This window comes from Paeniglutamicibacter sp. ZC-3 (assembly GCF_025847175.2).
GTDB lineage: Bacteria > Actinomycetota > Actinomycetes > Actinomycetales > Micrococcaceae > Paeniglutamicibacter > Paeniglutamicibacter sulfureus.
In genome coordinates this window covers 601179-628096 of sequence record NZ_JAOYTG010000001.1, presented here as the reverse complement: position 1 = coordinate 628096, position 26918 = coordinate 601179, and the positions used below count along the sequence as shown (strand labels likewise).

Here is a 26918-nt window from a genome sequence, read left to right as displayed (position 1 = left end):
GGCGCCATGGAAGACCACCAGTGGGAGGCCGCGCGCGCCGATGCCCATGCGCTGGGCTCCAGGATTGCCGGCATTCGCGAAACCGTTCCCCTTCACCTGGCCGGCGGACGAATCCTGGCCGCCGATCTGACGGCCGCCTACCCGATGCCGCATTGCGCCACCTCGGCCATGGACGGATACGCCGTCAACGGCACCGGGCCGTGGAAACTGCTCAGGGCGCACGCAGCCAACCCCGCTGCGGCGGACCGCGTGGTGCTCGCCGCCGGCGAAGCCAGCGCCGTGGTCACCGGGTCCCTGATTCCCGAGGGCACCACGGCCATCCTGCGTGTCGAGCACTCGACGCTCCAGGGAAGCCTGCTCTCCAGCGAGCGGACATTGCGCGCTGGCGACGACATCCGGCCCTCCGGCACCGAGGCCTCCGCCGGGGATGTGCTGGCCGCCGCGGGTACGCTGCTGCGGGCCGGTGTGATCGCCACGGCAGCGGTGGCGGGACACGACGAACTCCCGGTCGCTGCCGTCCCGCCCGTGCACCTGGTGTTCACCGGGGATGAGGTCATCACCTCAGGTCACCCGACACCTGGCCAGGTCCGAGACGGTTTTTCGCCGGTGCTGCCCCTGGTCGTAGCGGCCCTCGGCGGCACGGTTGCCAGCAGTACCCGCATCGGAGACACCCTTGCTGCCACCATCGCGGCCATCGACGGCGAAGACGCCAGGGCGGCTGCCCTGGTGGTGACCACCGGGGGCACTGGATTCTCCGAGCGCGACTTCGTGCGCGCCGCGGTCAGCGCCATCGGGGGGCGGGAAGCCATCTCCTCCGTGGCCATGCGACCGGGCCACCCGTCAATGGTCGCGGTGCTTCCCGGCAACCGCCTGTTGGTGGCCCTGCCCGGCAACCCGTTGGCCGCGCTCATGGCCGTTGCAACACTCGTCGACCCGATCCTGCGCGGGGCAAACGGCAGCGCATTGGCCGAACTCCACACGGCAACCTCGGCCACGGACTTCACCAAGCTACCGGGCAGGACCCGTCTGGTCCCGGCCCGTTGGGTCCCGGCTGCCGGCGGTGCCGACCCCGATGCACTGGCACCGGCCGAACATGTGGCACCTGCCATGCTGCGCGGACTGGCCGCTGCCGACGCCATCTTGGTGGTGGGTCCCGACGGCGCCACAGCCGGCGACCCGGTGCCCTATCTTCGGCTACCTTGGTAGGTGTGCGGTCGCCGCACCGCGCGAGCTGCGGAACGCGGCCAAGGCTAGAAGGGCAATAAAGATATGGGACGGAAAATAGCACGCAGGCGCATCGTCCGCGCCACGCTGGATGGTGCGCGGATCGCGCGCGAGGAAAAACTCGCGGTCGAGGAACCCCTGGAAATTCGCTTCAACGGGACGTCCTTCACCACCTCCATGCGCACCCCCGGAGACGACTTCGACATGGTCGCCGGCTTCCTTCTCGCCGAGGGAATCATCAGCCGCACCGAGCACCTGGTCTCCATGCGCTATTGCGCCGGCACCGACGAGGACGGCAACCAGACCTTCAACGTCATCGACGTGCAGGTTGGTTTCGGGGCCCAGGCCCCGGATCTTTCCGCGGCACGGAACGTCGTGACCTCCTCGGCCTGCGGGATCTGCGGCACCAACTCCATCGACGAGGTCTCCAAGAAGTCCTCCTATCCGCTGGACCCGGCCCGGGGCCACCTGGATGTGAAGGTGCTGCTGGGATTGCCCGACACCCTGCGCGAGGCACAAAATCTCTTCAGCGCCACCGGGGGAGTGCACGCGGCGGGGCTGTTCACCACCGACGGCGAGCTGCTGGTCCTTCGCGAGGACGTGGGACGGCACAACGCCGTGGACAAGGTCATCGGGGCCGGGCTACGCGAACAAAAATTACCGCTTCATGACACCATCCTGCAAGTCTCTGGGCGGGCCTCCTTCGAACTGGTGCAAAAGGCCGCGATGGCAGGGATCCCGGTCCTTTCGGCGGTCAGTGCTCCCTCTTCGCTGGCAGTGGAATTGGCCGATGAAACCGGGTTGACGCTTGCGGGTTTCTCACGGGGTAGTACGGTGAACTTATATACGCATGCCGACCGGGTGAAAACCGGTTCATAGCCCGAATAAGGCACCCGGTTTCCGGCACGCGCGACTACGGTCAACAACACCGCACTTCGACGTGGAGGATACATGCATCGGCCAGCCCCAACGCAGGACATCAACGAGGATGACCTGAAAGTCACCGAGCCAAAACGCAGCGCGGCCGGGGTCAAGGCAGTGATGGTGTCACTGGAACGCGGCTTCTCCGAGGCGGGCGTGAGCCGGACACTGAGCTCGATGCTGCGCATCAACCAGCGCGGCGGGTTCGACTGCCCGGGCTGCGCCTGGCCCGAATCCATCACCGGGGCGCGCAAGCCCGCGGAGTTCTGCGAGAACGGCGCCAAGGCCATCGCCGAGGAAGCCAGCGCCCGCACGGTGACTCCCGAGTGGTGGGCCAAGCACCCCATCAACGTGCTGCGTGAGAAGACCGAGTACTGGCTCGGCTCCCAAGGCCGGATCACCGAGCCGATGATCATCCGCGAGGGCGAAAGCCACTACACGCCGATCACCTGGTCACAGGCCTTTGCCACCATCGGTGAGCATGTGAACGCGACCACGCCGGAAAAGTGCGTGTTCTACACCTCGGGGCGCACCGCCAACGAGACCGCGTTCATGTACCAGCTGCTGGCCCGCTCGCTGGGCACCAACAACCTGCCCGACTGCTCAAACATGTGCCACGAATCCTCCGGCTCCGCGCTGAACCCCACCATCGGGATCGGCAAGGGCACCGTTTCCCTTGAGGACTTCGAACACGCCGAGTTGATCTTTGTCATTGGCCAGAACCCCGGCACCAACCACCCCCGGATGCTTTCCGCCCTCGCCGATGCCCGCAAGCGCGGCGCCCACATCGTGGCGGTCAACCCGTTGCCCGAGGCCGGCTTCTTCGGGTTCAAGGATCCGCAGTCGCTCAATGGCATGCTGGGACGCTCCGATGACATCAGCGACCACTTCCTGCAGATCAAGGTCGGCGGGGACCTGGCCCTCTTCCAGGCCTTCGGCCACCTGATCTTCGAGGCCGAGGCCAAGAACCCCGGCACCGTCATCGACAAGGAGTTCATCGACTCGGCCACCGACGGCTACGAAGCGTACAAGGAAGCCCGCTTAACCCTGGACTGGGAAGCCACCGAGGAAGCCACCGGGCTCACCCGTGCCGAGATCACCACCGTTGCCAACCTGCTCATCAAGTCCAAGGCCTCCATCTTCTGCTGGGCGCTGGGCCTGACGCAGCAGCCGCACTCGGTGCCCACGCTGAAGGAAATCATCAACCTCCTGCTGGTGCAGGGGAACTTCGGCAAGCCCGGCGCCGGTGCCTGCCCGGTCCGCGGACACTCAAATGTCCAGGGCGACCGAACCATGGGCATCTGGGAAAAGCCGGGCGAGGCATTGCTGGCCGCCCTGGATGCCGAATTCAACATCGATTCCCCGCGCGCCCATGGCTACGACTCCACCGAGGCCCTGCAAGCCTTCGAGGAAGACGAGGTAGACGTCTTTGTCTCCATGGGCGGGAACTTCGCCCTTGCAAACTCGGAAACCGAGGCATTGGAGGCGGGCATGCAGCGCGCCAAGCTCACGGTGCACATCTCCACCAAGCCCAACCGCTCCCACGTGGTGCACGGGCAGACCTCGCTGATCCTGCCGACCCTGGGACGCACCGACCGGGACGACAAGCACCCGGGCGGCGCACAATTCCTCTCGGTGGAGGACTCCATGTCGGTCATCCACTCCACCCAGGGCCGACTCAAGCCGGTCTCCGAGCACCTGCTCGCCGAGCCGGTTATCGTGGCGCGGATGGCCCAAGCCATTCTCGGCGAGGACCACTCGGTCGACTGGAAGGGAATGGCGGAGGACTACGACGTCATTCGCGACCACATCTCCCGCGTGCTGCCGGGCTTCGGGGACTTCAACAAGCGGGTGCGCGGGCGCAACGGCTTTGTGCTGCCCAACCCTCCGCGCGACACCAGGTCCTTCGCCACCGACATCGGCAAGGGTAAGTTCACCGTTTCGCCCTTCGAGGCGCTCTACGCGCCCGAGGGCCACCTGGTCCTGCAGACCATGCGCAGCCACGACCAGTACAACACCACGTTCTACGGTCTGGACGACCGCTACCGCGGCATCAAGGACGGGCGCCGCGTCATCCTGATCAACCCGCAGGACCTTGCAGAACTCGGTTTGGAGGACAAGTCCTTGGTGGACGTCATTTCCACCTTTGGCGGCACCGAACGCCGGGCCAACCGCTTCCGGCTTGTCTCCTATCCGACTGCCAAGGGCTGCGCAGCAGCCTACTTCCCGGAAGCCAATGCACTGGTCCACCGAGACTTGGTGGCACGCGAATCCAATACGCCGGGATTCAAGGCCATCATGGTGCGCTTCGTGCCGCACGAACTCGCGCCGGGCCCGACGCTGGACAGCTAGCCCCGAAAAAGCGCGGCGAGCCCGTAGCTTTGCGGAAGCAACACGAAGGTCTCGGTGGGCAAGTCACCGGGACCTTCGTTGCGTGGGCAGCTGCTTCTGGTGATCCCGGCGGCGAGAAACTGTGATCCCGAGCCGGGTCAAAGCCGTTCGCACCTCCCCCTGCGCACGTTTCGTTTCACCCTCCCCGGAGTGGCACTCACCGGAGAATTGCGACCAATTTTGCGTCGTGGGAGCCGGCCGGGGATGGCCTCGAGGTCGCCCACTTTACTCCCGCGGGGCGTGCCTCCATATGCGCCGGCGGCGGATCCGGGAAGAACCCGGGCGCCACGGTGGTTATGTCGGAGGCGGGCACCTGCGTATGCTGGCCCACGATCGACGATCTTTTTAATCCCCGGCGGAGTCATTGGCCGGGTACGGCACGACAACCCGGCTGAATGGCGAGAACAAAAACATGAGCATGGAAACTGCGGCCTGGCATTCATTGTGGAGAATGTCCGGACCGGACAAGGGCAAGGCATATGCGTCCACGACACCGCGGAGGGTGCTGGCCTTTGCCGCGAGCTACAAGAACCGGCTTTTGGTCTTCGTGCTGTTCTCTGTGCTGTCGGCCGTCTTGGCAGTGATCACCCCGGTGTTGGCCGGACGCGTGGTTGATGCCATCGTGGCCCAAACCGGGATCCAGGTGGTGTTGAATCTGGCGGGGATCATCGCGATCGTGGCGGTGTTGGACGCCGTCATCTCGCTGGTGGTCCGCTGGTTCTCCTCGAAACTGGGCGAGGGAATCATCTTCGATCTGCGCACCGCAGTCTTTGACCACGTGCAGAAGATGCCCGTGGCATTCTTTACCCGCACGCGCACCGGGGCCCTGGTCAGCCGCCTGAACAATGACGTGATCGGAGCCCAATCCGCTTTTGCCGGAACCCTCTCGGGCCTGGTTTCGAACACCGTGGCAGTGGTGTTGACCGCAGGTGTCATGTTCTCCACGTCTTGGCAGGTCACTGCGCTGGCGTTGGTGCTGCTGCCGGTCTTCCTGTTTCCCGCACGCCACTTCGGCAAATCCCTGGCCTTGCTGCGCAAGGAATCGGCGGACCTCAACGCTTCCATGGGCACCCAAATGACCGAACGGTTCTCCGCCCCCGGGGCTACGCTGATAAAGCTATTCGGGCGCCCGGCCGACGAATCGGCGCAGTTTGCCACCCGCGCCGGACGCGTGCGGGACATCGGGGTGAAGATGGCCATGCGCCAGTTCTTCTTCGTCTCCATGCTCACCTTGGTGGCTGCCCTGGCCCTGGCCCTGGTGTACGGGCTCGGCGGTGTCTACGCGGTGCGCGGCCAGCTGGCCGCCGGTGATGTGGTGGTGTTGGCATTGCTGCTCACCCGGCTCTACGCGCCGCTGACTGCGCTGGCCAACGCCCGGGTGGAAATCACCAGTGCCCTGGTGAGCTTTGACCGCGTCTTTGAAATCCTTGACCTCAAGCCCCTGATCAGCGACTCACCCAATGCCCGCGTGCTGGATCCAGGCCCGGTGTCGGTGAAGTTTTCCAACGTTTCCTTTGCCTACCCCAGTGCGGAGAAGGTGTCCCTGGCCTCCCTGGAAGACGTCGCGGTGCTCGACACCCGGGGCGGGGAAACGGTATTGCACGGTATCGACTTCGAGATCCCCGCCGGGACCACGGTGGCCCTGGTCGGCTCCTCGGGGGCCGGAAAATCAACGATCGCTTCCCTGCTGGCGCGGCTCTACGACGTTGATTCGGGCAGCGTGCAGTTGGCGGAGGTCGATATCCGCGAACTGAAACTGGGTTCGTTGCGCTCCACCGTTTCCATGGTCACGCAGGACGGGCATCTTTTCCACGAGACGATCGGATCAAACCTGCGCCTGGCCAAGCCGGAGGCCAGCGACGCGGAGCTTTGGCAGGCGCTGCAGCGGGCCCGGTTGGAACCCACCATCGAAGCGCTTCCCGACGGGCTGGACACGGTGGTGGGGGAACGTGGCTACCGGCTCTCGGGTGGGGAGCGCCAGCGCATGACCATTGCGCGGCTGCTCCTGGCCGCCCCGCAGGTGGTCATTCTCGATGAGGCCACCGCCGCGCTGGATTCTTCCAACGAAGCTGCCGTCCAGGCCGCGTTGGCCGAAGCACTGGAAAACCGGACGGCACTGGTCATCGCGCACCGCCTCTCCACGATCCGCACGGCCGACATGATCCTGGTCATCGAGGATGGACGGATTGCCGAGCGCGGCACCCACACCGAGCTCATGGCCGTGCGAGGCCGTTATGCCGAATTGCACGACACCCAGTTCGCGCAGTAGGGCCAGGGTGTCAGCGACCCAGCAAGCCGGGCAAGACCTTTTCGCGAAGTAGGGGCGCGATGTCAGGTCGGGCCATCGCAGTTTCCGGCTCCAGCCACATGATTTGGTCGATTTCGGCTTGGATTCTCGGGCTCTCCAGGGTTCGCGCGGCAAACAAATAGGCGTGGATGTCGGTGTCGGCCTCGTTGGCTGCAGGCCCCTTCCACATCCCCATGGCGGTGACTTGGTCGGGACTGAAAACCAGTCCGATTTCCTCCTGTGTTTCCCGCAATACCGCGGACAGTGGACTTTCCCCGAATTCGAGTTTTCCTCCCGGCTGCATGAAGGTAGTGGTCCCCTGCTTGCGCACCAAAAGGATGCGTCCGGAGGCGTCTAGTAGTTGCAAGGCTGCGATGGTAAGAATCTTTGGCACAACTTGAGCTTAACAACCGCTAAAAGCACAGGTGGGGTGATAGCGTGCTTTGTGGACAGGCCTACGGGCGCGTTTTTCCATTTACTCGTGGATACTGGAGACAATTCGCCAGCGCGCCGTGTTCCAGGAACCCCACTAGTCATTGGGGACAAGTGGTTCGGGCATTGCCAATGGGGGATCAAATGTGGATCTACAAATGGAGAATTGATGCAGCGGGGCACCAACTTAGGTCGACTCGGGGATTTTAATCAGGCGGTCATTTTTGAATCGATTCGCCGTGCAGTTGACGGGGTCAGCCGTGTGGAGCTTGCAGGCTCGACCGGGCTTTCCCCACAGACCATTTCAAACGTCGTGCGCCGACTCTTGGATGAAGGTCTGGTCCGCGAGGACCGGACGATTGTTTCGGGCCCGGGCAAACCGCGTACCGTCTTGGAACTTGAATCCAACCGCATGGTGGCCGTAGGTATCCACCTGGATCCCGGCGTAATCACCGTGGTGATACTGAACCTGCGGGGTGAAATCCTGCACTCGCGCCGCCTGGATATTCCCGCCGTCGAGGTTCCGGAAAAGACCATCGAAACCATGGCGACGACCGTGGACGAGATTATTTCCGAATCCGGAGTACCGCGTTCCAACGTGTTGGGCGTGGGTGTCGTTGTTCCCGGTCCCTTGGATCCCGAACGCGGGGTGATGATCGATCCGCCGCTGCTCGACGGTTGGAAAGACGTTGACATGGTCGGACCCTTGCACCGGTTGCTCAAGCTCGATGTCATCATTGAAAAAGACACCATTGCCGCCTCCATCGCGGAACAGTGGAAGGGCAACGACGCCGAGCGCGACAATTTCGTCACGATGTATGTCGGTGCCGGAATCGGTGCAGGGATGGTCCTCAACGGCGAAATCCATCGCGGCATCAGCAACAACGCAGGTGAAATCGGGCATTACTCCACCGGCGTCATTTCCCAGGACTGCAACATTTGCGGCCGCAACGATTGCCTGCATGCCTCATTGTCGTTCAACATGATTGCGCAGCAGGCACGCGAGCGAGGCCTGAACCTCACGGCACCAGATGACGGCAACGCCGAAGAGCGCGCGGCCGGCATGAACGAAATCGTGGCCTTGGCGCAATCCGGCAATGAAGTGGCTGTGGAACTCATCCGGGAATGCATGGGACATGTGGGCCAGGTTGCCGGACAGCTCTGCAACACCCTCGACGTCGGATTGGTGATTTTGGCTGGCCCCTTGTGGGCAGAGGTCGATGAATGGTGCCTCGAAGATGTTCGTGCGATCATCAACGAACGCTTCAGCTCCAAGCACGTGCACGCGATCGAGGTTCGCTCCTCGACATTGGGCCACGAAGTTGGCGCAATTGGCGGGGCCTGCGCGATCATGGACGCGAGCCTCTCGCCAAAGGCCGCGGCACTGTTGCTGCGCTAAGCGGTCGTATATTACGTCAAAGGATCGTTCATTACCGTTTTGAACGATCCTTTGACTTATTACCCATGAGTCAGTTGACAAACTTTCTCTAATGAATTTAGATGACCAATAAGAGTTGGTGGCAACCGAGCTGCCCACCGTTGTTTTCGTGTTGGTCTTGTTTATCCGCGAACACAGTGCGTGGGGGAACGGCAGGTCGGCTGCTGGGGACCCGACTCTTAACGCCGTCGACCGGTGCCGTAGGATGTAATGGGAGTTATCCCACGGATTCACCGGTCGACGGCACTCCCATTTAAGCGTCCATCCGGATTTCACGCAGGCGATGCTCGTGAGAAAATACCGTGTCGCTGCGGCCTATCGCCCCCTTCGCCAATGCGGTGCCGCGGCCGTGAAAATGCCGTTCTTCCCCGCGGACGGGGCACCCTCTGAATGCGCAAAGCACTCTTCGTCCCCTACGCCTCCGAGGCAAAGTGACCGGCGTCATTGCCGGGACGGGCTTGGCGCTCTGGGGACTCGCCCGCCGGCTCCCTTGGTGCTGGCGCAACTGCAGATGGGCGCGGACGGATTTTGCATAAACGAAACGCGACCTGCATACATGCAGATCGCGTTTCGTTTTGGTGCCCCTGGCCGGAATTGAACCGACGGCCTACTCTTTAGGAGAGAGTCGCTCTATCCAACTGAGCTACAGAGGCTCGATTCGTCAAAAACGATCCGGACCAATTCTAACGGTATTTTGGCGAATCTTGGTTAATGTGGCGCACCGTGCCGGGGAGTCACGCGGTCCTTGGCCTAGAGCAGTCCCCGCTTGGACAGTTCCCACTTCTCCCGGAAAGTGCGCACAAAGGCAGCAATGAGCACACCGAACAAGATCGCCGCGGTTGCAAAGAGCAGCATCCACCGCGTGGTGGTCAGAGTTGAGGCCAACGAGACGGCTGCCGGATCCAGCGCGCCGATGAACAAGGCGTCGATCGCCCGGTTCTCCCAAAGGTCGACAACCGCGAAGGCCATCGGGGGCACCCACAGGATCCAGCGGACCGAACCACGGGCGGTGTTGATGTTGACTGCCAGCATGGTGATCAAGGCCAGAAAGAGCGGGAACAGCAACCCTGCGGTTTTATGCACGTAGTTCAGTTGCCCTGCGGCGTCCGCGTCCATGGCCTGGCGCAATGCCTCCACGTGCTCCACGGAATAGCCCCCGATCATTTGGTCGGGCATGGTCAGTCCGTTGGACAGATCTTCCATCTGGTTTAACACTAGTAAGTGGAAGTACCCGAAGAGGAACAGCGTGACGACCAAACCGGCAATCAGGATCAGGTTGGCGTTGCCTGCGGCCTTCTCCGGCGTTCGCTGAGTCGAGGGATTGATCGGCGCAGATGCCGCGGAGGGGCGGTTGTACTTCTTCTTTTTCTTCTGTGACTTGGCCATAACCCCAATTATGCCGTCAATCGATCCGCGCCCGCCCAATGCGTGGCTGCTCCGCCGTAGACTAGGGCACATCATGGATTTCCTTTTCGATGACTTCGTCGCGCCCGCTCCAGCCCCACAATTGCCAGGCACCCAAGAGCTGCTTGCCGGTTTAAATCCCGAGCAGGAGCAGGCGGTCAAGCATGCAGGCTCCCCGTTGCTGATTGTCGCCGGGGCCGGGTCGGGCAAGACCCGGGTGCTGTCACATCGCATTGCCTATCTCCTGGCCACGGGTCGGGCACGTCCACACGAGATCCTGGCCATTACGTTCACCAACAAGGCCGCGGCCGAAATGCGTGAGCGAATCGCCGCCCTGGTGGGTGAAGACGTGGCCAAGAAAATGTGGGTTTCAACGTTCCACTCCTCGTGCGTGCGCATCCTTCGCCGGGAGGCGGCTTCGGTGGGACTGAAGTCCAGCTTCTCCATCTATGACTCCGCAGATTCCCTGCGCCTGATCACGATGGTGGCCAAGGGCCTGGAGCTGGATCCGAAGAAGTTCACGCCCAAGTCGATCGCGCACAAGATCTCCGCGCTGAAGAACGAGCTCATTGACGATGAACAATATGCCGCCACAGTCGCAGGCAATGACCCGTTCGCCTCGGCCGTCCTCCAGGTGTACCGCGGCTACACCGAGCGTTTGCGCGCCGCAAACGCCCTGGACTTCGATGACCTGATTGCCCACGTGGTCAACATCTTCCGCGCCTTCCCTGCGGTCGCCGACAATTACCGCCGGCGTTTCCGCCACGTCATGGTCGACGAGTACCAGGACACCAACCACGCACAGTACGCCCTGGTGCGTGAACTGACCGGCCCGGACGGCCCCACTCCCGGCGGCGAACTGACTGTGGTGGGCGACTCGGACCAATCGATCTATGCCTTCCGTGGCGCGGACATCCGCAACATCAACGAGTTCTCCAAGGATTATCCGGACGCCGAAACGATCAAGCTCGAGCAGAACTACCGTTCGACGCAAACGATCCTCTCGGCCGCCAACGAAGTGATTAAGCGCAACCCCGACCGCCCCGAAAAGCGACTGTGGACCGCGGAGGGCGACGGCGAACTGATCATCGGCTACGTGGGGGAGTCCGAGTCGGACGAGGCCCGCTGGATCGCCGATGAGATCCTGCGCCTGAATGACGAGGAAGGAATCCGCCCCGGGGACGTTGCCGTCTTCTACCGCACCAACGCGCAATCGCGTTCCCTCGAGGAACAGCTGATCCGCGTGGACCTGAAGTACAAGGTCATTGGCGGAACCCGCTTCTACGACCGCAAGGAAGTCAAGGACGCCCTGGCCTACTTGCGGGTGCTGGTGAACCCGGAAGACGACATCAACGTCAGGCGCATTCTCAACGAACCCAAGCGCGGGATCGGGGACCGGGCCGAATACTCGGTAGCCGCGCTGGCCGAACGCGAACGGATCTCCTTCATGGCGGCGCTGCGCCGTGCCGATGACGCCCCCGGCCTCGGAACCCGCGGGCAAAACATGATCGGCGCCTTCGTGAAGATCATTGACGACCTCTCAGTGGTCGCAGATGGCTCGGGACCTGCCGATGCGCTGGAAGCAGTCCTGGAGCAGACCGGCTACCTGGAAATGCTGCGTTCATCCAACGACCCACAGGACGAATCCCGCGTTGAGAACCTCGCCGAGCTCGTGGCCGTGGTGCGGGACTTCATGAAGGAGAATCCCGAGGGAACGCTTACGGATTTCCTGGAACGCGTGGCGCTGGTGGCCGACGCCGATTCCATCCCCGAGGCACCGAACGATGCGGAGGGCGTGGACATGGCGCACCGTGAGGGAATGGTCACGCTCATGACCTTGCACACGGCCAAGGGGCTGGAATTCCCGGTGGTCTTCCTCACTGGCATGGAACACGGGATCTTCCCGCACCAGCGCTCGCTGACCGACGAGAAGGAATTGGCGGAGGAACGCAGACTGGCCTATGTGGGGCTCACCCGTGCCCGCCAGCGTCTCTACTTGACGCGGGCCGAATACCGGAGCCTGTGGGGCCAGTCCCAATACAACCCCGCCAGCCAGTTCCTCGAGGAAATCCCCGGGAGTCTGGTGGACTGGAAACGCGAGGGCACCAAGCGGGCCAGCTTTGAGTCCTTCGGCGGGCGCAACAACTTTGCCACCAGCCGCTACGAATCGGGTTCCTATTGGGGCGCAGGGTCCGGCAGCGGTGGCGGAGGCAGGCTTTCCGGCGCCCCGGAGATCCACACGTTGAGCACCGCGCCCCCGGCGCGGGCCAAGGGCCGTGTGCAGCCAAACAAGGAAATCATTTCCTTGTCGGTGGGGGACAAGGTGACACACGGGACCTTCGGCCAAGGCGTGGTTCTGGCGCTGGAGGGTGCCGGGGACAAGACAGTGGCAAAGGTTAAGTTCGCCGATGCCGAGAAACGCCTATTGCTGCGATACGCCCCGCTAACCAAGGCTGACTAGCCGGTTCCCGGGCATTGTCGACACATCCGTTCGGACCTGCGGTGATGTGGTTGTGTCGGTACTCACGCGCCCGATGGCTCTACCGAATGTAGAACTGTGCCATTGGGCGCTAAGGCGTTAGGCTGAGCAAGGAGCCTGGCCTTATCCCAGGTTGGGCTCTACCCCCTCGACGCATGGAACCGTGCCTACGGAGCCATGCCTTGAGTCAGCATAGACTTCGACAAGAAGGACACAAGCCCGTGGACCTGTATGAATACCAGGCGCGCGATATGTTCGAGTCGCACGGCGTACCCGTGCTGGCCGGCATCGTTGCCTACACTCCTGAAGAAGCCAAGGCAGCAGCCGAGAAAATCGGCGGCGTCGTGGTTGTTAAAGCCCAGGTAAAGGTCGGAGGCCGCGGCAAGGCCGGCGGCGTCAAGGTCGCAAAGACCGCCGACGAGGCATTCGCATACGCAACCGACATTCTCGGCATGGACATCAAGGGCCACACCGTGAACAAGGTCATGATCGCCCAGGGCGCCGACATTGCCGAGGAGTTCTACTTCTCGGTGCTGCTGGACCGCGCGAACCGCAACTACCTGGCCATGTGCTCGGTGGAAGGCGGCATGGAAATCGAGGATCTCGCCGTTGAGCGTCCCGAGGCCCTGGCCCGCATTGCAGTTGACCCGGCCGTGGGCATCGACCAGGCCAAGGCCGACGAGATCGTCGCCGCCGCCGGTTTCGCCCCGGAGCTGACCGAAAAGGTCGCCTCCGCCATCCTGAAGCTGTGGGACGTCTTCAAGAAGGAAGACGCAACCCTGGTTGAGGTCAACCCGCTGGTTCGCACCGGCGCCGGCGACATCGTCGCCCTCGACGGCAAGGTCTCCATCGACGAGAACGCCGAGTTCCGCCACCCGCACCACGTCGAGCTTGAGGACAAGGACGCAGCGGATCCGCTCGAGGCCAAGGCCAAGGCAATGGACCTGAACTACGTCAAGCTGGACGGCGAAGTGGGCATCATCGGCAACGGTGCAGGTCTGGTCATGTCGACCCTTGACGTCGTTGCCTACGCCGGCGAAAACCACGGCAACGTGAAGCCCGCCAACTTCCTGGACATCGGCGGTGGAGCCTCCGCCGAGGTCATGGCCGCAGGCCTGGACGTCATCCTGAACGACAAGCAGGTCAAGTCGGTCTTCGTGAACGTCTTCGGTGGCATCACCGCGTGTGACGCCGTTGCCAAGGGCATCGTCGGCGCGCTGGCCGAACTCGGTTCCTCCGCCAACAAGCCGCTGGTCGTGCGCCTCGACGGCAACAACGTCGAAGAGGGCCGCCGCATCCTGGCCGAGGCCAACCACCCGTTGGTCACCCTGGCAGCAACCATGGACGAGGGCGCCGACAAGGCCGCCGAGCTCGCCAACGCAGCGAAGTAAGTAGGGATACGCGAACATGAGCATTTACCTTAACAAGGACTCCAAGGTCATCGTTCAGGGCATCACCGGTGGCGAGGGTACCAAGCACACCGCACTGATGCTGAAGGCCGGCACCAACGTCGTCGGCGGCGTCAACGCCCGCAAGGCCGGCACCACGGTGCTGCACGGCGACAAGGAGATCAAGGTCTTCGGCGCAGTGGCGGAAGCCATGGCCGAAACCGGCGCAGACGTTTCCATCGTCTTCGTGCCGCCGGCATTCACCAAGGATGCAGTCGTTGAGGCCATCGAGGCAGGCATCGGCCTGGTCGTTGTCATCACCGAGGGCGTTCCGGTTCAGGATTCGGCCGAGTTCTGGGCACTGGCCCAGTCCAAGGTCGACGCCGACGGCAACCAGGTCACCCGCATCATCGGCCCGAACTGCCCCGGCATCATCACCCCGGGTGAGGCACTGGTCGGCATCACGCCGAACAACATCACCCAGAAGGGCCCGATCGGCTTGGTCTCCAAGTCCGGCACCCTGACCTACCAGATGATGTACGAATTGCGCGACCTGGGCTTCTCCACCGCCATCGGCATCGGCGGCGACCCGGTCATCGGCACCACCCACATCGACGCCCTGGCTGCGTTCGAGGCGGACCCGGAGACCAAGGCCATCGTGATGATCGGCGAAATCGGCGGCGACGCCGAAGAGCGTGCGGCCGACTTCATCAAGGCCAACGTCACCAAGCCGGTCGTCGGCTACGTGGCCGGCTTCACCGCACCCGAGGGCAAGACCATGGGCCACGCCGGCGCCATCGTCTCGGGCTCGGCCGGTACCGCACAGGCCAAGAAGGAAGCACTTGAGGCTGCAGGCGTGAAGGTCGGAAAGACCCCGTCGGAAACCGCAACGCTGCTGCGCGAAGTTTTCGCCGCACTCTAATGCACCTGTAGTATCCGCTGACGGCGGTTGGACATCCGGTTTTCCGGTGGCCAACCGCCGTTCGCCGTTAAGCGCCGACCGGCCTCGGCCGCTTCTCGCCCGGCGGGAACGCCGTTTGCACGCCATGCCCCGCCGATGCCTAGGATGCGTGGAGGACAGTGTCCTCCACGCTCGAAAGGCAGGTCGCTTCGCATCATGAAACGTTCCCTCACCCGGATTCCTGCGGCCCTCGCCCAGTTGAAATTCAAGTCATTGCCGAAACCAGGCAAGGGTCCGGCGAGTGGGGCGCTGAACCTGGAAGACCTGCGAAGGCTTGCCAAGCGCCGCACTCCCACTGCGGCCTTCGACTATGCGGATGGCGGTTCCTACGCCGAAGAGGCCTTGGAACGGAACTACCGTGCGTACCGGAACACCGAGTTGCTACCTGGGATCCTGCGCGACGTCAGCGCGGTGGACCCCTCCGTGACCGTGGCCGGTGGGCGATTCTCGTTGCCTGTGGGCATCGCCCCCACCGGACTGACCCGCCTGATGCATGCCGCCGGAGAACGCGCCGGGGCAGCAGCAGCGGCACGGCAGAACATACCCTTCACCCTTTCCACCATGGGTACCGTGTCCATCGAGGAAACCGCCGCCGCGGCACCAGGGGGCACCCGCTGGTTCCAGCTGTACCTCGGCCAGGACCGTGCGGCGTCCCTGGCCATGATGCGCCGGGCCCGGGAAGCCGGCTACAGTGCCCTGCTCCTGACAGTGGACACCGCCGTGACGTCCAACCGCTTTCGGGACCAACGAAACGGCATGACGCTGCCGCCCACGCTCGGCCCTTCAACCGTTCTCGATGCGCTCAGGCGCCCCGGCTGGTGCCTGGACTTCCTCACCACCGAACCGCTGGGCTTCGCAAACTTTCCGGACAACACGGGAAACGTCAGTGCCCAGTTCAACACGATGTTTGACGCATCCCTGAACTACACCGACCTCGCCTGGGTGCGGGAGGCATGGCCGGGCACCTTGATCGTCAAGGGAGTGCAGGGCCCGGAGGACGCTGTAGCATGCTTTGGGCACGGCGTCGACGGCGTGGTGGTCTCCAACCATGGCGGACGCCAGCTGGACAGGGCGCCGGTGCCGGTGTTGCAGCTGCCTGCCATCCGCGCGGCCGTGGGACCGGACCGGCTCATCATCGCCGATTCGGGAATCATGAGCGGCGGCGACGTGGTGGCGACGCTGGCCGCAGGGGCGAACTTCACCCTCATCGGCAGGGCCTACCTCTACGGTTTGATGGCCGGGGGACAGGCAGGGGTTGAACGCGCCCTGGAGATCCTCGAACGGGAGATTCGGCAAACCATGGCCCTGCTGGGCGTGCGCACCCTGTCGGAACTAGGTCCGCAACACGTGCGCCTGGGCGAGGGGTGAAGCCGCCGGCACCGCTGTACGCGACCGGCGCGTTGTCCCCGCAAACCGCTCGGGGAACACCGCGCCGGTCGCTTCCACGAAGGCCATGGCCACCTAAGCGGCGGCGACCCTCACCGGAATGGATTTCCAGCCGCGTAGCGTGGTGTGCATGAATTGCTCGGGCTCGGCCGTCAACTCGATGCTCTTCACCCGGCGCGCCAGTTCGGTGATCAGCACGTCCATTTCGAGTCGCGACAGCGGCTGGCCCACGCACTGGTGGATGCCCATGCCGAATGCCAGGTGCCCGCCGGCTGCTCGGGCGATATCGTACTCGTTCGCCGTCGGCCCCCAGCGCCGCTCGTCGCGGTTCGCGGCGCCAACGAATACCGCGACCTTGGTATCGGCCGGGATGGCCATGCCCCCGATTTCCGCGGCCTGGCTCGTCGTGCGGTAGAAGGACTGAAACGGCGACTCATAGCGGAAGGCCTCGTCGATGGCGAACTTCACGAGCTTGGGATTCTCGTGGACCTTCGCATATTGCCCGGGGTGGCGGACCAAGGCCAACAACGTGGCTCCCAGCGAGAAGATCGTGGTGTCCAGGCCTGCCGAGAGCATGGCCCGCACCAGTAGCGGTGCCTGGTCCGTGGTGATCTCGCCGCGGTCTGCGAGGTCCCAGATCTGCGCACCCAGGCTGCCAGGGCGCAGCCGTTCACGGGCGGTATTGGCCATGGCCCAGTCGTTGGTGCCGGCCCCGGCGGAAAAATGCTCCCTGGCCAGGGGCGTGTCGGGTCCGAAGGTGGAGAAATTGGCAGCGCCCAGCGCCAGGAGGTTCTCGGCCCGGCCCTCGCGCGGAATACCGACGGCATCCCCAAACGCGCGCAGGGGGAAAACCTCCGACAGGTCCTTGACCAGGTCGAATTCCCCGCGCTCCAGCAGCTCGTCGACCAGCTCGGTGGCGTACTCCTCGAAACCCGCGCGCAGCGAACGGACCCCGCGGGGTGAGATGACTCCGGCTATGGCATGGCGCATCTGGGTGTGGATCGGGGGATCCGATTCCATGATGCCCTGGGCCCGCCAGCTGGGTTCGCGGTGAAGGTTCCGCGGCCCGGCACCCGCGCCGGAGATGAAGGTCCGATAGTCCTCCAGGACTTCCTTGCACTCATCGAAGCGCGTCACGGCCAAGACATCGTGCTCCTTGAGCAGTACAACCGGGCCGGCGTCGCGCATGCGTTCAAAGAGCCCATATGGTTCGGCCAAATGCGCCGGGGAATAGGGGTCTTCCGTAAATATCGGCGCTGTGGCAGCGGCCAGGGTCGAGTCCATGGGTACCTCCCGAGATCGTGGTGACTGCCCTCAACCTAGCGTGCCGCGGTTCAGCGAGTAAGCGTGGTTCTCACTATGTGAGAGTCGGAATTGTCCTTCGCTCCCGCAGCGTGCAACATCGAATCAGTGCGCAAGAATATGTCGCGCATCACACCGCATCTTGGGTTGGAAGGGAGGCTTGGGACATGTCAACGTCTTTTGAACGGGGATTGAGAATCCTGACCGAGGTCATTGAACACGGAGACGCCTCGGTCGAGGCCGTGTCCAGGAAGCTCGGCATTCCCGCAAGCTCCGCGTACCGCTATTTCAAGGTGCTGCGCGAACAGGATTTCGTCTGCGAGGAAGACGGACGGTACCGGCCGGGCCCGGCGCTTCTTAGGTCCGCCGGCCGCCACCATGCCCAGTCCTACCTCGCCGAGGTGGGCAATGCGGTGCTTCGCGAAATCGTGGACCAGGTCGGGGAAACGGCCGTGATGATCGTGCGGATTGGTTCCCAGGCCATGTGCCTTCGGCGTGTGGAACCGGAGAAGTCCCTGAAATACTCCTTCGCGGTCAACGAATTGCTGCCGCTGCATGCGGGGGCGGGGCAGCGGGTGCTGCTGGCCTGGGCACCCCCGGAAGTGGTTCACGAGGTGCTCACCGGATCCATGACCCGGTTCACCGCCAAGACCATGAACCGCGAGCAAATCCTGGCGTCCATTCCGCAGACCCGGTCCTCCGGATATGTGCTTTCCCGCGGCGAACTGGATCAGGGATCGCTGTCCATCGCCATCCCGGTGACCAGCCAGGGAGAAGTCGTCTGCTCGATCAACGTCGCCGGTCCCGAGGCAACGTGCGGTTCTCGCTTCTGGATCTCCTCCACGCTGCGCGTCATGCAGGAATCGGCCAACAAACTTACCCAGGCATTGCAAGAGTGCACACCGAACAAATCAACCAGGGAGACCCTTGATGACTACAGCAGTATTGGCTGAAACGGCACCGGTGACCATTGGCGTTCACCGTGCCACGCTCGACGACCTCATTCAGGTGGCCCGGCATCGACGCCCCGTAATCATCGATGATGCGGTCTTCGACGCCATGGCCCCCAGTCGGGAATGGCTGGACGGCATCGTCGATGCGATGGGACCGGGCAAACAGACACCGCCGATCTATTCCATCAACACCGGGTTCGGGTCATTGGCCGGGCGCAAGGCCTTCGCCGAGCCGGCCGACGCCGCCGAACTGTCCCGGCGCCTGGTGCTCTCAAACGCCGCGGGCGTGGGGCGTCACGTGGACGAGGAAGTCGTGCGGGCGACGATGTTCATCCGCATCGTCAGCCTGACCCAGGGATACTCCGGGGTGCGGCCCGAAATCGTCAGCACCCTGGCCCGGATGCTCAATGCGGGGGTCTGCCCGGCGATTCCGGAGTACGGCTCGCTCGGCGCCTCTGGCGACCTCATCCCGCTGGCCCACGTGGCCATCGTGATGTCGCGGTCGCACACCGGCGAAGACGTGGATCTGGATTCGGGGGAGGCCCTGCTGGACGGCAAGGTGGTCAGCGGCATCGCCGCGATGCGCCACGCCGGCATCGAGCGGCTCCCGCTGGGGGCCAAGGACGGACTCGCCCTGCTCAACGGCACCTCGTTCTCCTGCGCCCAGGCGGCACTGGCCCTCTACGACGCACAGAACCTGCTGGAAACGGCACAAATCACCGCGGCCATGACCATCGAGGCGCTCATGGGGTTCGGTGACGCCTTCATTGACGAGTTGCACCAGGCCCGCGGACAGCGCGGACAAATCGAGGTCGCGGCGCGCATCCGCGAACTGCTGTCGGGGTCCACCCTCATTGACGGCAACGCCTCAACCGACCCGGTCCGCCAGCCGCCCCAGGACGCCTACTCGCTGCGCTGCATCCCGCAGGTCTTTGGCCCGATCAAGGACACCTTGGCCTTCGCGGCCGGGATCATCGACAACGAAATCAACGCGGCCACCGACAACCCGCTGATTTTCCCGTCGCTGCCCGACACCCGCAAACTCAAAGCCGTCTCGGGAGGGAACTTCCACGCCGAGTACGTGGCCTTCGCCGCCGATTTCATCTCCATCGTGGTCACCGAGATCGGCAACATCACCGAACGCCGGCTCTTCCGACTTGACGACGGAACGCTGAACCGGGGGCTGCCCGACATGCTGATCGACAGCGAACAAACGGGCATGGACTGCGGCTATATGTTGCCGCAATACCTGGCCGCGGCACTGGTGTCCGACTGCAAGACCCTCGCCCACCCCGACTCGGTCGATTCCATCCCCACTTGCGCCAACCAGGAAGACCACGTCTCAATGGCCAATAACGCCGGACGGCACGCCCGGCAGATCGTTGCCAACATCGAATCCGTGGTCGGCATCGAATTGCTCATGGCCGCCCAGGCGCTGGAACTGCGTGCCGCGCACCCCGACACCGGGGATGCCCGCCCGGGCGCGGCAAGCGCGGCCGCGCTGGCTCTGGTGCGGGGCAGCAAGTCGGCCGACGGACGGCCGATCGACCATATCCTCGCCGACGTGGTCATGTATCCACGGGTCCGGAAGGCCCTGGACTTGGTGCACAGCGGATCGGTCGTTGAAACCGTGAACAAGGTTCTCGCCGGCTAGCCGAACAACCCAGCAACGCCCCCAGCGCACCACTGAAGTCGGTGGCTCTACTGCCCATGCCCAAAAAGCCCGTGCCCGTCACGGAATCCGACGGATTCACCCACATGAAAGTCCCCATCCGCTCCAGCAGTTCAGTACGCATCCATCAGGAGGAACCCACCATGAAAAACTCCACGCGCACCATCCGTTCCGGCGCACTTGGTGCACTTGCCCTGGCCGGCATGCTCGCGCTCTCCGCATGCGGCGGGACCGCGGAAGCCGAGAATCCGGCCGCAGCCAACGCAAGTGCGCCCCTGTTTAGTCAACTGCCGGAGAAGGTCCAAAAATCCGGGGCCATCAACGTGGCCAGCAACGTCGAATACCCGCCATTTGAATCCTTTGACACGGACGGCACCACCGTCATCGGCATCGACAGGGAAATCGCCGACGAGCTGGAGAAGCAGTTGGGCGTCACCATGGACTTCGACAACATCGCCTTCGACGCGATCATCCCGGGCCTTGCCTCGGCACGCTACGACATGGCCATGTCGGCGATGTCCGACACCGTCGAACGCCAGAAGCAGGTCAACTTCATCGACTACTTCTCCGCGGGAGGAGGCGTCATGACCTCGGCAGCGAACGCAGAGAAACTCAAGACGCTCGATGACCTCTGCGGCTCCCACGTGGGCATCGTGAAGGGCACCACCGAGGACGCCGACGCAGCCGAGGCCTCCAAGAAGTGCGAGGAAGCCGGCAAGCAGGCGGTCAAGGTCACGATCTTCGCCGGACAGAACCAGGCCGTGCTGGCCCTGCAGTCGAACCGCGTGGACGCCTTCCTGGTCGATTCGACCTCCGGGTCGGTCATTGCCGCCGAGTCCAAGGGCGCCCTGGCCATGGGCGAACGGTACCAGGACCTTGCCTTCGGCATAGTCTTCCCCAAGGACCAGGAACAGCTCATGAACACCATCCAAAAGGGACTCGAGGCCATCAAGGCCGACGGCAGCTACGACAAGATCCTGGCCAAGTACAACATGGCCGACCACACCATGGAGTCCTTCCCCGTCAACGGGGTCAAGCAATGACAACTCGGGCCCCGGAACCACGGGAGAACGGGCTGGTCATCGTGCCGGCGCGCTATCTGGGCCGCTGGATTGCCGCGGTGGCAGTCGTCGGCATCCTGCTGATACTGATCTACTCGATGTTTGCCAACGAACGCTTCCACTGGGACGTGGTTGGCGAGTACCTCTTCGCCAAGCCGGTGCTGGCGGGCCTGGGGCGGACCCTGATGCTCACGGCGATCTCGATGCTCATCGGCATCGTGCTGGGGATCGTGGTGGCGGTGTGCAGGCTCTCTGCGAATCCGATCCTGTCCACCGCGGCCTGGGCGTACTCGTGGTTCTTCCGCGGGACGCCACTAATGGTGCAACTGCTCTTCTGGTTCTTCCTGGCGGCCCTGATCCCGAACATCGGGCTCGGCATCCCGTTCGGACCGGAGCTGCTGAGTATCGACACCAACTCGGTGATTTCCCCGTTCACCGCAGCGCTCTTGGGCCTGAGCCTCAATGAGGGCGCGTACATGGGAGAGATCGTGCGCTCGGGCATCCGCTCCATAGCCACGGGCCAGACCGAGGCGGCGAAGGCCATCGGGATGTCCAGGATGCAGACCATGCGCCGGGTGATCCTGCCGCAGGCCATGCGCGTGATCATCCCGCCGACCGGCAACGAGACCATCGGCATGCTCAAGTACACCTCCTTGGTCATCGTCATTGGGTACTCGGAGCTGTTGACCAGCGTGTCGATCATCTACTCGCGCAATTTCCAGACCATTCCGCTGCTCATCGTGGCGGCCATCTGGTACCTGGCGGTCACCGCGGTGCTTTCCGTGGGCCAGTACTTCATCGAACGCCACTTTGAACGGGGCTTCTCACCCATCAAGGGCAAGAAGCCCGCGGCGCCCGCTGCCTCGGCAACCGGCCCCGGCGCGGGACCAAAGGCAGCGCCAAGCATCGAGCCGGAATTGGAGCCAAGCAAATGAACGAACCAGTCCTGCGCGCCCACAATGTGCGCAAGTCCTTCGGCCACCTGGAAATCCTCAAGGGCATCACCCTTGAGGTGCAGGCCGGACAGGTCGCGTGCCTGCTGGGGCCATCCGGCTCGGGCAAGAGCACGTTCCTGAGGTGCATCAACCACCTGGAAAAAATCAGTGACGGGGAAATGTGGGTCCACGGGGAGCGCATTGGATACCGCCGTTCGGGGAACAAGTTGCACGAGCTGAAGGAAAACGAAACGGCCAGGCAACGTGCATCCGTCGGCATGGTCTTCCAGCAATTCAACCTGTTTCCGCACCGGACCGCCCTGGAGAACGTGATTGAGGGACCGACCATCGTGCAGCGCAAATCGCGCGCGAAGGCCATGGCCGAAGGCATGGAACTGCTGGACCGGGTGGGATTGGCAGACAAGTACCAGCACTACCCCGCGCAGCTCTCCGGGGGCCAGCAGCAACGCGTGGCCATCGCCCGGGCCCTGGCCCTGAAGCCAAAGCTCATGCTCTTCGACGAGCCGACCTCCGCGCTCGACCCGGAGCTGGTGGGGGAGGTGCTGGAGGTCATGACTTCCCTGGCGGCTTCGGGGATGACCATGATCGTGGTGACCCACGAAATGGGCTTCGCCAAGGAAGTCGGGGACGTCGTGCACTTCATGGCGGACGGGCAGCTGGTGGAATCCGGCAGCCCCAGGCAGGTCCTGGAGGACCCCCGCGAACCCAGAACCCAGGCCTTCCTGTCCAAGGTCTTGGCCTAAGGGCGTCGATGGAATCCACCCGGAGAAGGAAGGACCAGATGTCCCACGAGCAATCCGGCGCACGCGAGGCGACACCACGGCCGCGCAACCTGGTGAACCTGCTGCCGAACTATTCGCGCTCGCCGGCCGCGGGGAAGGTGCGGTGGGTGGCTTCCTCCAACGAATCCTGGATGTCGCCCTCGCCCGCTGCCGTTGCGGCCATGGCGGCCAGCGTGCAACGCTCCAACCGCTATCCGAGCCTGGCCGGGGACCGGCTGGTGGCCGCGCTGTCCGACACGCTCGGGCTGCCCGGCACCCAGGTTGCGGTGGGGGCAGGGTCCCTGGCCCTGCTGGGCCAGGTCCTTGCCGCGTTCGCCGGGCCGGGCGACGAGGTGCTGTACGCCTGGCGCAGCTATGAGGCCTATCCGATCCTGGTCACGCTGGCAGGGGCCCGGGGCGTCCAGGTGCCGCTGGACGCGGCCCATCGCCACGACCCGGAGGCCATGCTCCGTGCCATCACCGAACGCACCGCGGTGGTGCTGCTGTGCAATCCCAACAACCCCACCGGAACGGTGCTGGGGATCAACGAAGTCGAATCCTTCCTCGCGAGGGTTCCGGGCCGGGTGCTCGTGGTGCTCGACGAGGCCTACATCGAGTTCTCCGAATCCAGTGGCGACACCCTGATGCTGCTGCCCAAGTACCCGAACCTGGTGATCCTGCGGACCTTCTCCAAGGCCCATGCCCTGGCCGGGGCGCGGGCCGGATACCTGCTGGGAGGGGAGGACATCGTCCGCGCCATTCGCAAGGTGGCCCCGCCCTTTGGGCTGAGCGCGGTGGCAGAGGCCGGCGCCGTGGCGGCCCTCGCCGACACCGACTACCTGCTCGGCACCGTGGCCGCGGTGGCGGGCGAACGCGAATTCCTGCACCGGAAACTGGAGGCCCGCGGTATTGGCGTCCCATGCAGCGGAGGCAACTTCCTCTGGATCCCGGAAGACGGCCGGCTGGCGACCGTCATCGAACGCGCGTGCGCCGCGCACGGGGTGTCGGTCCGGGCCTTCGACGGCGCGGGAGTGCGGGTGACCATTGGCCCGCGTCTGGCCTCCCTCGCAATCCTGGCCGCCTTGGACGAGCCGGCAGCGGCGCGGCCCCCTCAAACGCCGCAGACAGTACTCACCACCCACCCAATCCACAGCACTGGAGGTGCATCGTGATCAGCACAAGTGAAAAGCACATCATCGAGGAACCGGTGGCGACCAGCCAGACGAGCGAGGACGGGTTCTTCGTCGTGGACGTGGTGGACATCCGGCGGGAATCCGAATCGGTTCTCTCCCTGGGCATTGCCCGCCCGGACGGGCTCGCCCTGCCGGACTGGAGTCCGGGATCGCACATCGACGTCATGCTCCCCAACGGGCTGCTGCGCCAATACTCCCTGTGCTCCGCCCCCGGGGAGCCGCGCTGGCGGCTGGGGGTGTTGCGGGAGCCCGCCGGCCGCGGCGGATCCGCCTACATCCACGACCAACTGAAGCCCGGCGAGCAGCTGCGCGTCAGGAGCCCGCGCAACAATTTCGCGCTCGGGCCCGCACCCGAATACGTGTTCATCGCCGGGGGCATCGGCATCACGCCCATCCTGCCCATGCTGCGCGCGGCCGAGGCCTCCGGGGTGCCGTGGCGCCTTGTCTATCTGGGGCGCAGCCGCAGCTCCATGGCCTTCACCGGCGAACTGGCACAGTACGGCGAGAAGGTCCACGTGCACGCGGACGACGAATCCGGGCTCTATCCCCTGGGCGAGCTGCTCGGCGGCCCGGCGGCGGGATTCCACGCCTATGTGTGCGGCCCCGGCCCGCTGCTGGACTACATCGCCACGCTCACCACCGGTTGGCAGGACCCCGCACGGTTCCACTTTGAACGCTTTGTCGCCGACGCGGCCGCGAGCGCGCCTGCCGCGGGAGACCATGAATTCACCGTAGAGACGACCGAAGGCCTTCAGGTGCAGGTTCCGGTGGGCACCAGCATCCTCACCGCACTGGAAGAAGTCGGGGTGCAGGTGCTGAACTCCTGCCGGGAGGGCATCTGCGGGACCTGCGAGACCCCGGTGGTCGCGGGGGAGATCGACCACCGCGATTCGCTGCTCAGCGATCAGGAGCGGGAGGCCGGCGACACCATGATGATCTGCGTGTCGCGTTGCAAGGGCGGGCGCCTGGTGCTGGACATCTAGCACCAGGCCCGGCGGGGCGTCAGGCGCGCAGGCGGAAGAACGAGCTGCCGACCAGTTCGTGGGCCCCGGGCAGCAGGAGAACCAGCAGCTCGGGGTTGAACTGGACCTCGACGGGGCCGCGGCCGACCAATGCGGCCGAGAGCTTGTGCGGGGCCAGTGCCTCGAGCACCCACTCGTCGGGACCCGCGCCAATGTGCAGCAGGTCGGTGTCCGCGTCGAGGCGGAGCCAAGCAGTGATCCAGTCGCCGGTGAAGCGCGGAAGCGGGTTATCCGTGGGGGCGGAAGTCAGGGTGGGGCCGTACATGATGTGCACACGTCCTTGGGGTTCGTTGTCCTTGCCCTTTCGTGCGGGATGCGCGACAGGGCCGCTTCGTCATCCGAACCACCCACCGTGCAACTATGGGGTTGGCGTCTGTTTTAGTCGGAGCTATGCCTAGGCGGCAACCAGAACTCGTGAAGCTGATCCAACCCTACGGCGAAGCGGGGACACTTTGCCAGCGCGGGCGTGCGGGGAGCAACAAACGGTCATCTGTGACGGCGAGTGACCCTGCCTTCCCGAGAGGGGGGTTCATTTCACCGTCGGCATCGGCTCCTGCTGGGTGATGCAGTGGATGCCGCCGCCGCGGGCGAAGAGCTCGCGGGCATCAACGCCCACCACCTTGCGCCCCGGGTAGGCGTCGGCCAGGACGGCCAGGGCCTTTTCGTCGTTGGGGTCGTTGAAGGTGCAGGCCACCACCCCGTCGTTGACGACCAGGTGGTTGATGTAGCTGTAGTCCACGAACCCCTCGGTGTCGCGCAGCGTCGCAGGGGCAGGGACCTCGATCACGGTGAATTCGCGGCCCCTGGCGTCGGTGGCGCCGCGGAAGGACGCGGCGATTTCCCGGCTGGCCGCGTAGTCCGGGTGCTCGGGGTCCTCCTGCATGTGAACCAGCACGGTGCCGGGGGAGGGGATGGTCGCCACGATGTCCACATGTCCGCGGGTGCCGAATTCCTCGCTGTCGCGGGTCAGCCCGCGCGGGAGCCAATGTACCTTGGTGGCGCCCAGGGTGCGCGCGAACTCCTCCTCGACCTCGGCCTTGGTGATGCCGGGGTTGCGCCCGGGATCCAGCTGCACGGTCTCGGTGGCCAGCACCGTGCCCTGCCCGTCGACGTGGATGCCGCCGCCCTCGTTGACCAGGGTCGAGGCGATGCGGGGCGCGCCGGCCCACTCGGCCACGATGGCACCGATCTTCTCGTCCTTGTCCCAGGCAGCCCAGTCCTGGGCGCCCCAGCCGTTGAACACCCAGTCCACCGCGGCGAGCCCGCCGTGCTCGTCGGTAACGAAGGTCGGCCCGATGTCGCGCATCCAGGCGTCGTTGAGCTCGGCCGTGCGGACCTCGATGCGCTCATCGAGATAGCGTGCGGCAATTTCCACGTCGGCGGGGTCCACCACCATGACGACCGGGGCGAACCCGGCCACCGCGTGGGCGACGTTGGCCCAGGTCGAGCGAGCCGCGTGGGCCTCGGCCCCGGTGACGCCCAGCGTGTATCCCTCGTGGGGGAAGGCCATCCAGACGCGCTTCTGGGCCGAGGTCTCGGCGGGCATTGACCAACTCATGGTGTGTGCTCCTGCTTGGTAGGTGGTGCGCGATACGCCGGCGCCGGACAAGGTGCATGGGATGGCCATCACGCTAAATGAATATCGTTCATTTATTATGCTGGTTGACCGGAGCGTGCGCAAGGGGTG

The 26918-nt window shown here is 64.4% G+C and carries 21 protein-coding genes, 1 tRNA gene and 1 riboswitch; of the genes, 16 read left to right on the top strand and 6 right to left on the bottom strand.

The window, feature by feature from the left end:
* The first annotated feature begins 6 nt into the window (after positions 1-6).
* The 4 genes from OIU93_RS02780 (at position 7) to OIU93_RS02765 (ending at position 6805) form a co-directional block, all read left to right on the top strand.
* The gene (locus OIU93_RS02780; protein WP_264268523.1) at positions 7-1206 is read left to right on the top strand and encodes a molybdopterin molybdotransferase MoeA; all 1200 of its coding nucleotides are present in this window, start codon (positions 7-9) and stop codon (positions 1204-1206) included.
* Positions 1207-1269: 63 nt separating this feature from the next.
* Positions 1270-2103 carry a formate dehydrogenase accessory sulfurtransferase FdhD gene (gene fdhD / locus OIU93_RS02775; RefSeq protein WP_264268522.1) on the top strand — a complete coding sequence of 278 codons (834 nt, stop codon included), beginning with the start codon at positions 1270-1272 and terminating at the stop codon, positions 2101-2103.
* Positions 2104-2175: 72 nt separating this feature from the next.
* The gene (locus OIU93_RS02770) at positions 2176-4497 is read left to right on the top strand and encodes an FdhF/YdeP family oxidoreductase (RefSeq protein WP_264268521.1); all 2322 of its coding nucleotides are present in this window, start codon (positions 2176-2178) and stop codon (positions 4495-4497) included.
* A gap of 451 nt (positions 4498-4948) precedes the next feature.
* Positions 4949-6805, top strand: coding sequence for an ABC transporter ATP-binding protein (locus OIU93_RS02765; protein ID WP_264268520.1), 1857 nt, complete (start codon positions 4949-4951; stop codon positions 6803-6805).
* A 10-nt stretch (positions 6806-6815) separates the two neighbouring features.
* Here the strand turns inward: OIU93_RS02765 and OIU93_RS02760 are convergent, their stop codons facing one another.
* The gene (locus OIU93_RS02760) at positions 6816-7217 is read right to left on the bottom strand and encodes an NUDIX domain-containing protein (RefSeq protein ID WP_264268519.1); all 402 of its coding nucleotides are present in this window, start codon (positions 7215-7217) and stop codon (positions 6816-6818) included.
* A 207-nt stretch (positions 7218-7424) separates the two neighbouring features.
* Here OIU93_RS02760 and OIU93_RS02755 point away from each other — a divergent pair, with 207 nt between their 5' ends.
* Positions 7425-8654 carry an ROK family transcriptional regulator gene (locus OIU93_RS02755; protein WP_264268518.1) on the top strand — a complete coding sequence of 410 codons (1230 nt, stop codon included), beginning with the start codon at positions 7425-7427 and terminating at the stop codon, positions 8652-8654.
* A 615-nt stretch (positions 8655-9269) separates the two neighbouring features.
* Here OIU93_RS02755 and OIU93_RS02750 read toward each other — a convergent pair.
* Both OIU93_RS02750 and OIU93_RS02745 read right to left on the bottom strand, forming a co-directional pair.
* Positions 9270-9346, bottom strand: a tRNA-Arg gene (locus OIU93_RS02750).
* A 97-nt stretch (positions 9347-9443) separates the two neighbouring features.
* Positions 9444-10079, bottom strand: coding sequence for a hypothetical protein (locus OIU93_RS02745; protein ID WP_264268517.1), 636 nt, complete (start codon positions 10077-10079; stop codon positions 9444-9446).
* Positions 10080-10152: 73 nt separating this feature from the next.
* Here OIU93_RS02745 and pcrA point away from each other — a divergent pair, with 73 nt between their 5' ends.
* The 4 genes from pcrA (at position 10153) to OIU93_RS02725 (ending at position 16293) form a co-directional block, all read left to right on the top strand.
* Complete coding sequence (gene pcrA, locus OIU93_RS02740; protein ID WP_264268516.1) at positions 10153-12558, top strand: DNA helicase PcrA; 2406 nt, start codon at positions 10153-10155, stop codon at positions 12556-12558.
* A 239-nt stretch (positions 12559-12797) separates the two neighbouring features.
* Positions 12798-13967 (top strand): ADP-forming succinate--CoA ligase subunit beta, encoded by a 1170-nt coding sequence (gene sucC / locus OIU93_RS02735; protein WP_217388367.1) that lies wholly within the window; start codon positions 12798-12800, stop codon positions 13965-13967.
* 16 nt (positions 13968-13983) lie between these two features.
* Positions 13984-14886: a succinate--CoA ligase subunit alpha gene (gene sucD / locus OIU93_RS02730; RefSeq protein WP_264268515.1), complete on the top strand. Its 903-nt coding sequence runs from the start codon at positions 13984-13986 to the stop codon at positions 14884-14886.
* Positions 14887-15081: 195 nt separating this feature from the next.
* Positions 15082-16293, top strand: coding sequence for an alpha-hydroxy acid oxidase (locus OIU93_RS02725; protein ID WP_264268514.1), 1212 nt, complete (start codon positions 15082-15084; stop codon positions 16291-16293).
* Between the two features lie 93 nt (positions 16294-16386).
* On the opposite strand, the gene OIU93_RS02720 is transcribed toward OIU93_RS02725, so the two are convergent.
* Positions 16387-17595 carry a cytochrome P450 gene (locus tag OIU93_RS02720; RefSeq protein ID WP_264268513.1) on the bottom strand — a complete coding sequence of 403 codons (1209 nt, stop codon included), beginning with the start codon at positions 17593-17595 and terminating at the stop codon, positions 16387-16389.
* 185 nt (positions 17596-17780) lie between these two features.
* Here OIU93_RS02720 and OIU93_RS02715 point away from each other — a divergent pair, with 185 nt between their 5' ends.
* The 7 genes from OIU93_RS02715 (at position 17781) to OIU93_RS02685 (ending at position 25192) form a co-directional block, all read left to right on the top strand.
* Positions 17781-18566, top strand: a complete 786-nt coding sequence (locus OIU93_RS02715; protein ID WP_264268512.1) for an IclR family transcriptional regulator — start codon at positions 17781-17783, stop codon at positions 18564-18566.
* Entirely contained in the window at positions 18544-20220 is a 1677-nt protein-coding gene (gene hutH / locus OIU93_RS02710; RefSeq protein ID WP_264268511.1) for a histidine ammonia-lyase, read from the top strand. Before OIU93_RS02715 ends, hutH begins: the two co-directional genes overlap by 23 nt.
* Positions 20221-20381: 161 nt before the next feature.
* Positions 20382-21281 carry an ABC transporter substrate-binding protein gene (locus tag OIU93_RS02705; RefSeq protein ID WP_264268510.1) on the top strand — a complete coding sequence of 300 codons (900 nt, stop codon included), beginning with the start codon at positions 20382-20384 and terminating at the stop codon, positions 21279-21281.
* Positions 21278-22234 carry an amino acid ABC transporter permease gene (locus tag OIU93_RS02700; RefSeq protein WP_264268509.1) on the top strand — a complete coding sequence of 319 codons (957 nt, stop codon included), beginning with the start codon at positions 21278-21280 and terminating at the stop codon, positions 22232-22234. The genes OIU93_RS02705 and OIU93_RS02700 overlap by 4 nt, the downstream gene beginning before the upstream one ends.
* Positions 22231-22998 carry an amino acid ABC transporter ATP-binding protein gene (locus OIU93_RS02695; RefSeq protein ID WP_264268508.1) on the top strand — a complete coding sequence of 256 codons (768 nt, stop codon included), beginning with the start codon at positions 22231-22233 and terminating at the stop codon, positions 22996-22998. The genes OIU93_RS02700 and OIU93_RS02695 overlap by 4 nt, the downstream gene beginning before the upstream one ends.
* Positions 22999-23036: 38 nt before the next feature.
* A complete protein-coding gene (locus OIU93_RS02690; RefSeq protein WP_264268507.1) occupies positions 23037-24188 on the top strand; it encodes an aminotransferase class I/II-fold pyridoxal phosphate-dependent enzyme in 1152 nt (383 codons plus the stop codon).
* Positions 24185-25192 (top strand): PDR/VanB family oxidoreductase, encoded by a 1008-nt coding sequence (locus OIU93_RS02685; RefSeq protein ID WP_264268506.1) that lies wholly within the window; start codon positions 24185-24187, stop codon positions 25190-25192. Before OIU93_RS02690 ends, OIU93_RS02685 begins: the two co-directional genes overlap by 4 nt.
* 19 nt (positions 25193-25211) lie before the next feature.
* On the opposite strand, the gene OIU93_RS02680 is transcribed toward OIU93_RS02685, so the two are convergent.
* Entirely contained in the window at positions 25212-25496 is a 285-nt protein-coding gene (locus tag OIU93_RS02680; protein WP_264268505.1) for a hypothetical protein, read from the bottom strand.
* A gap of 22 nt (positions 25497-25518) precedes the next feature.
* Positions 25519-25651: riboswitch (SAM riboswitch) on the bottom strand.
* A 109-nt stretch (positions 25652-25760) separates the two neighbouring features.
* A complete protein-coding gene (locus tag OIU93_RS02675) occupies positions 25761-26789 on the bottom strand; it encodes an agmatine/peptidylarginine deiminase (protein ID WP_264268504.1) in 1029 nt (342 codons plus the stop codon).
* Positions 26790-26918 lie beyond the last annotated feature (129 nt).

Coding starts and splice junctions, on each gene's coding strand:
- OIU93_RS02705 (WP_264268510.1), top strand. CDS start 20,382: ATGAAAAACTCCACGCGCACCATCCGTTCCGGCGCACTTGGTGCACTT.
- OIU93_RS02765 (WP_264268520.1), top strand. CDS start 4,949: ATGAGCATGGAAACTGCGGCCTGGCATTCATTGTGGAGAATGTCCGGA.
- OIU93_RS02745 (WP_264268517.1), bottom strand. CDS start 10,079: ATGGCCAAGTCACAGAAGAAAAAGAAGAAGTACAACCGCCCCTCCGCG.
- hutH (WP_264268511.1), top strand. CDS start 18,544: ATGACTACAGCAGTATTGGCTGAAACGGCACCGGTGACCATTGGCGTT.
- pcrA (WP_264268516.1), top strand. CDS start 10,153: ATGGATTTCCTTTTCGATGACTTCGTCGCGCCCGCTCCAGCCCCACAA.
- OIU93_RS02715 (WP_264268512.1), top strand. CDS start 17,781: ATGTCAACGTCTTTTGAACGGGGATTGAGAATCCTGACCGAGGTCATT.
- OIU93_RS02725 (WP_264268514.1), top strand. CDS start 15,082: ATGAAACGTTCCCTCACCCGGATTCCTGCGGCCCTCGCCCAGTTGAAA.
- OIU93_RS02680 (WP_264268505.1), bottom strand. CDS start 25,496: ATGTACGGCCCCACCCTGACTTCCGCCCCCACGGATAACCCGCTTCCG.
- fdhD (WP_264268522.1), top strand. CDS start 1,270: ATGGGACGGAAAATAGCACGCAGGCGCATCGTCCGCGCCACGCTGGAT.
- OIU93_RS02690 (WP_264268507.1), top strand. CDS start 23,037: ATGTCCCACGAGCAATCCGGCGCACGCGAGGCGACACCACGGCCGCGC.
- OIU93_RS02755 (WP_264268518.1), top strand. CDS start 7,425: ATGCAGCGGGGCACCAACTTAGGTCGACTCGGGGATTTTAATCAGGCG.
- OIU93_RS02700 (WP_264268509.1), top strand. CDS start 21,278: ATGACAACTCGGGCCCCGGAACCACGGGAGAACGGGCTGGTCATCGTG.
- OIU93_RS02780 (WP_264268523.1), top strand. CDS start 7: ATGGAAGACCACCAGTGGGAGGCCGCGCGCGCCGATGCCCATGCGCTG.
- OIU93_RS02675 (WP_264268504.1), bottom strand. CDS start 26,789: ATGAGTTGGTCAATGCCCGCCGAGACCTCGGCCCAGAAGCGCGTCTGG.
- OIU93_RS02695 (WP_264268508.1), top strand. CDS start 22,231: ATGAACGAACCAGTCCTGCGCGCCCACAATGTGCGCAAGTCCTTCGGC.
- OIU93_RS02720 (WP_264268513.1), bottom strand. CDS start 17,595: ATGGACTCGACCCTGGCCGCTGCCACAGCGCCGATATTTACGGAAGAC.
- OIU93_RS02770 (WP_264268521.1), top strand. CDS start 2,176: ATGCATCGGCCAGCCCCAACGCAGGACATCAACGAGGATGACCTGAAA.
- sucD (WP_264268515.1), top strand. CDS start 13,984: ATGAGCATTTACCTTAACAAGGACTCCAAGGTCATCGTTCAGGGCATC.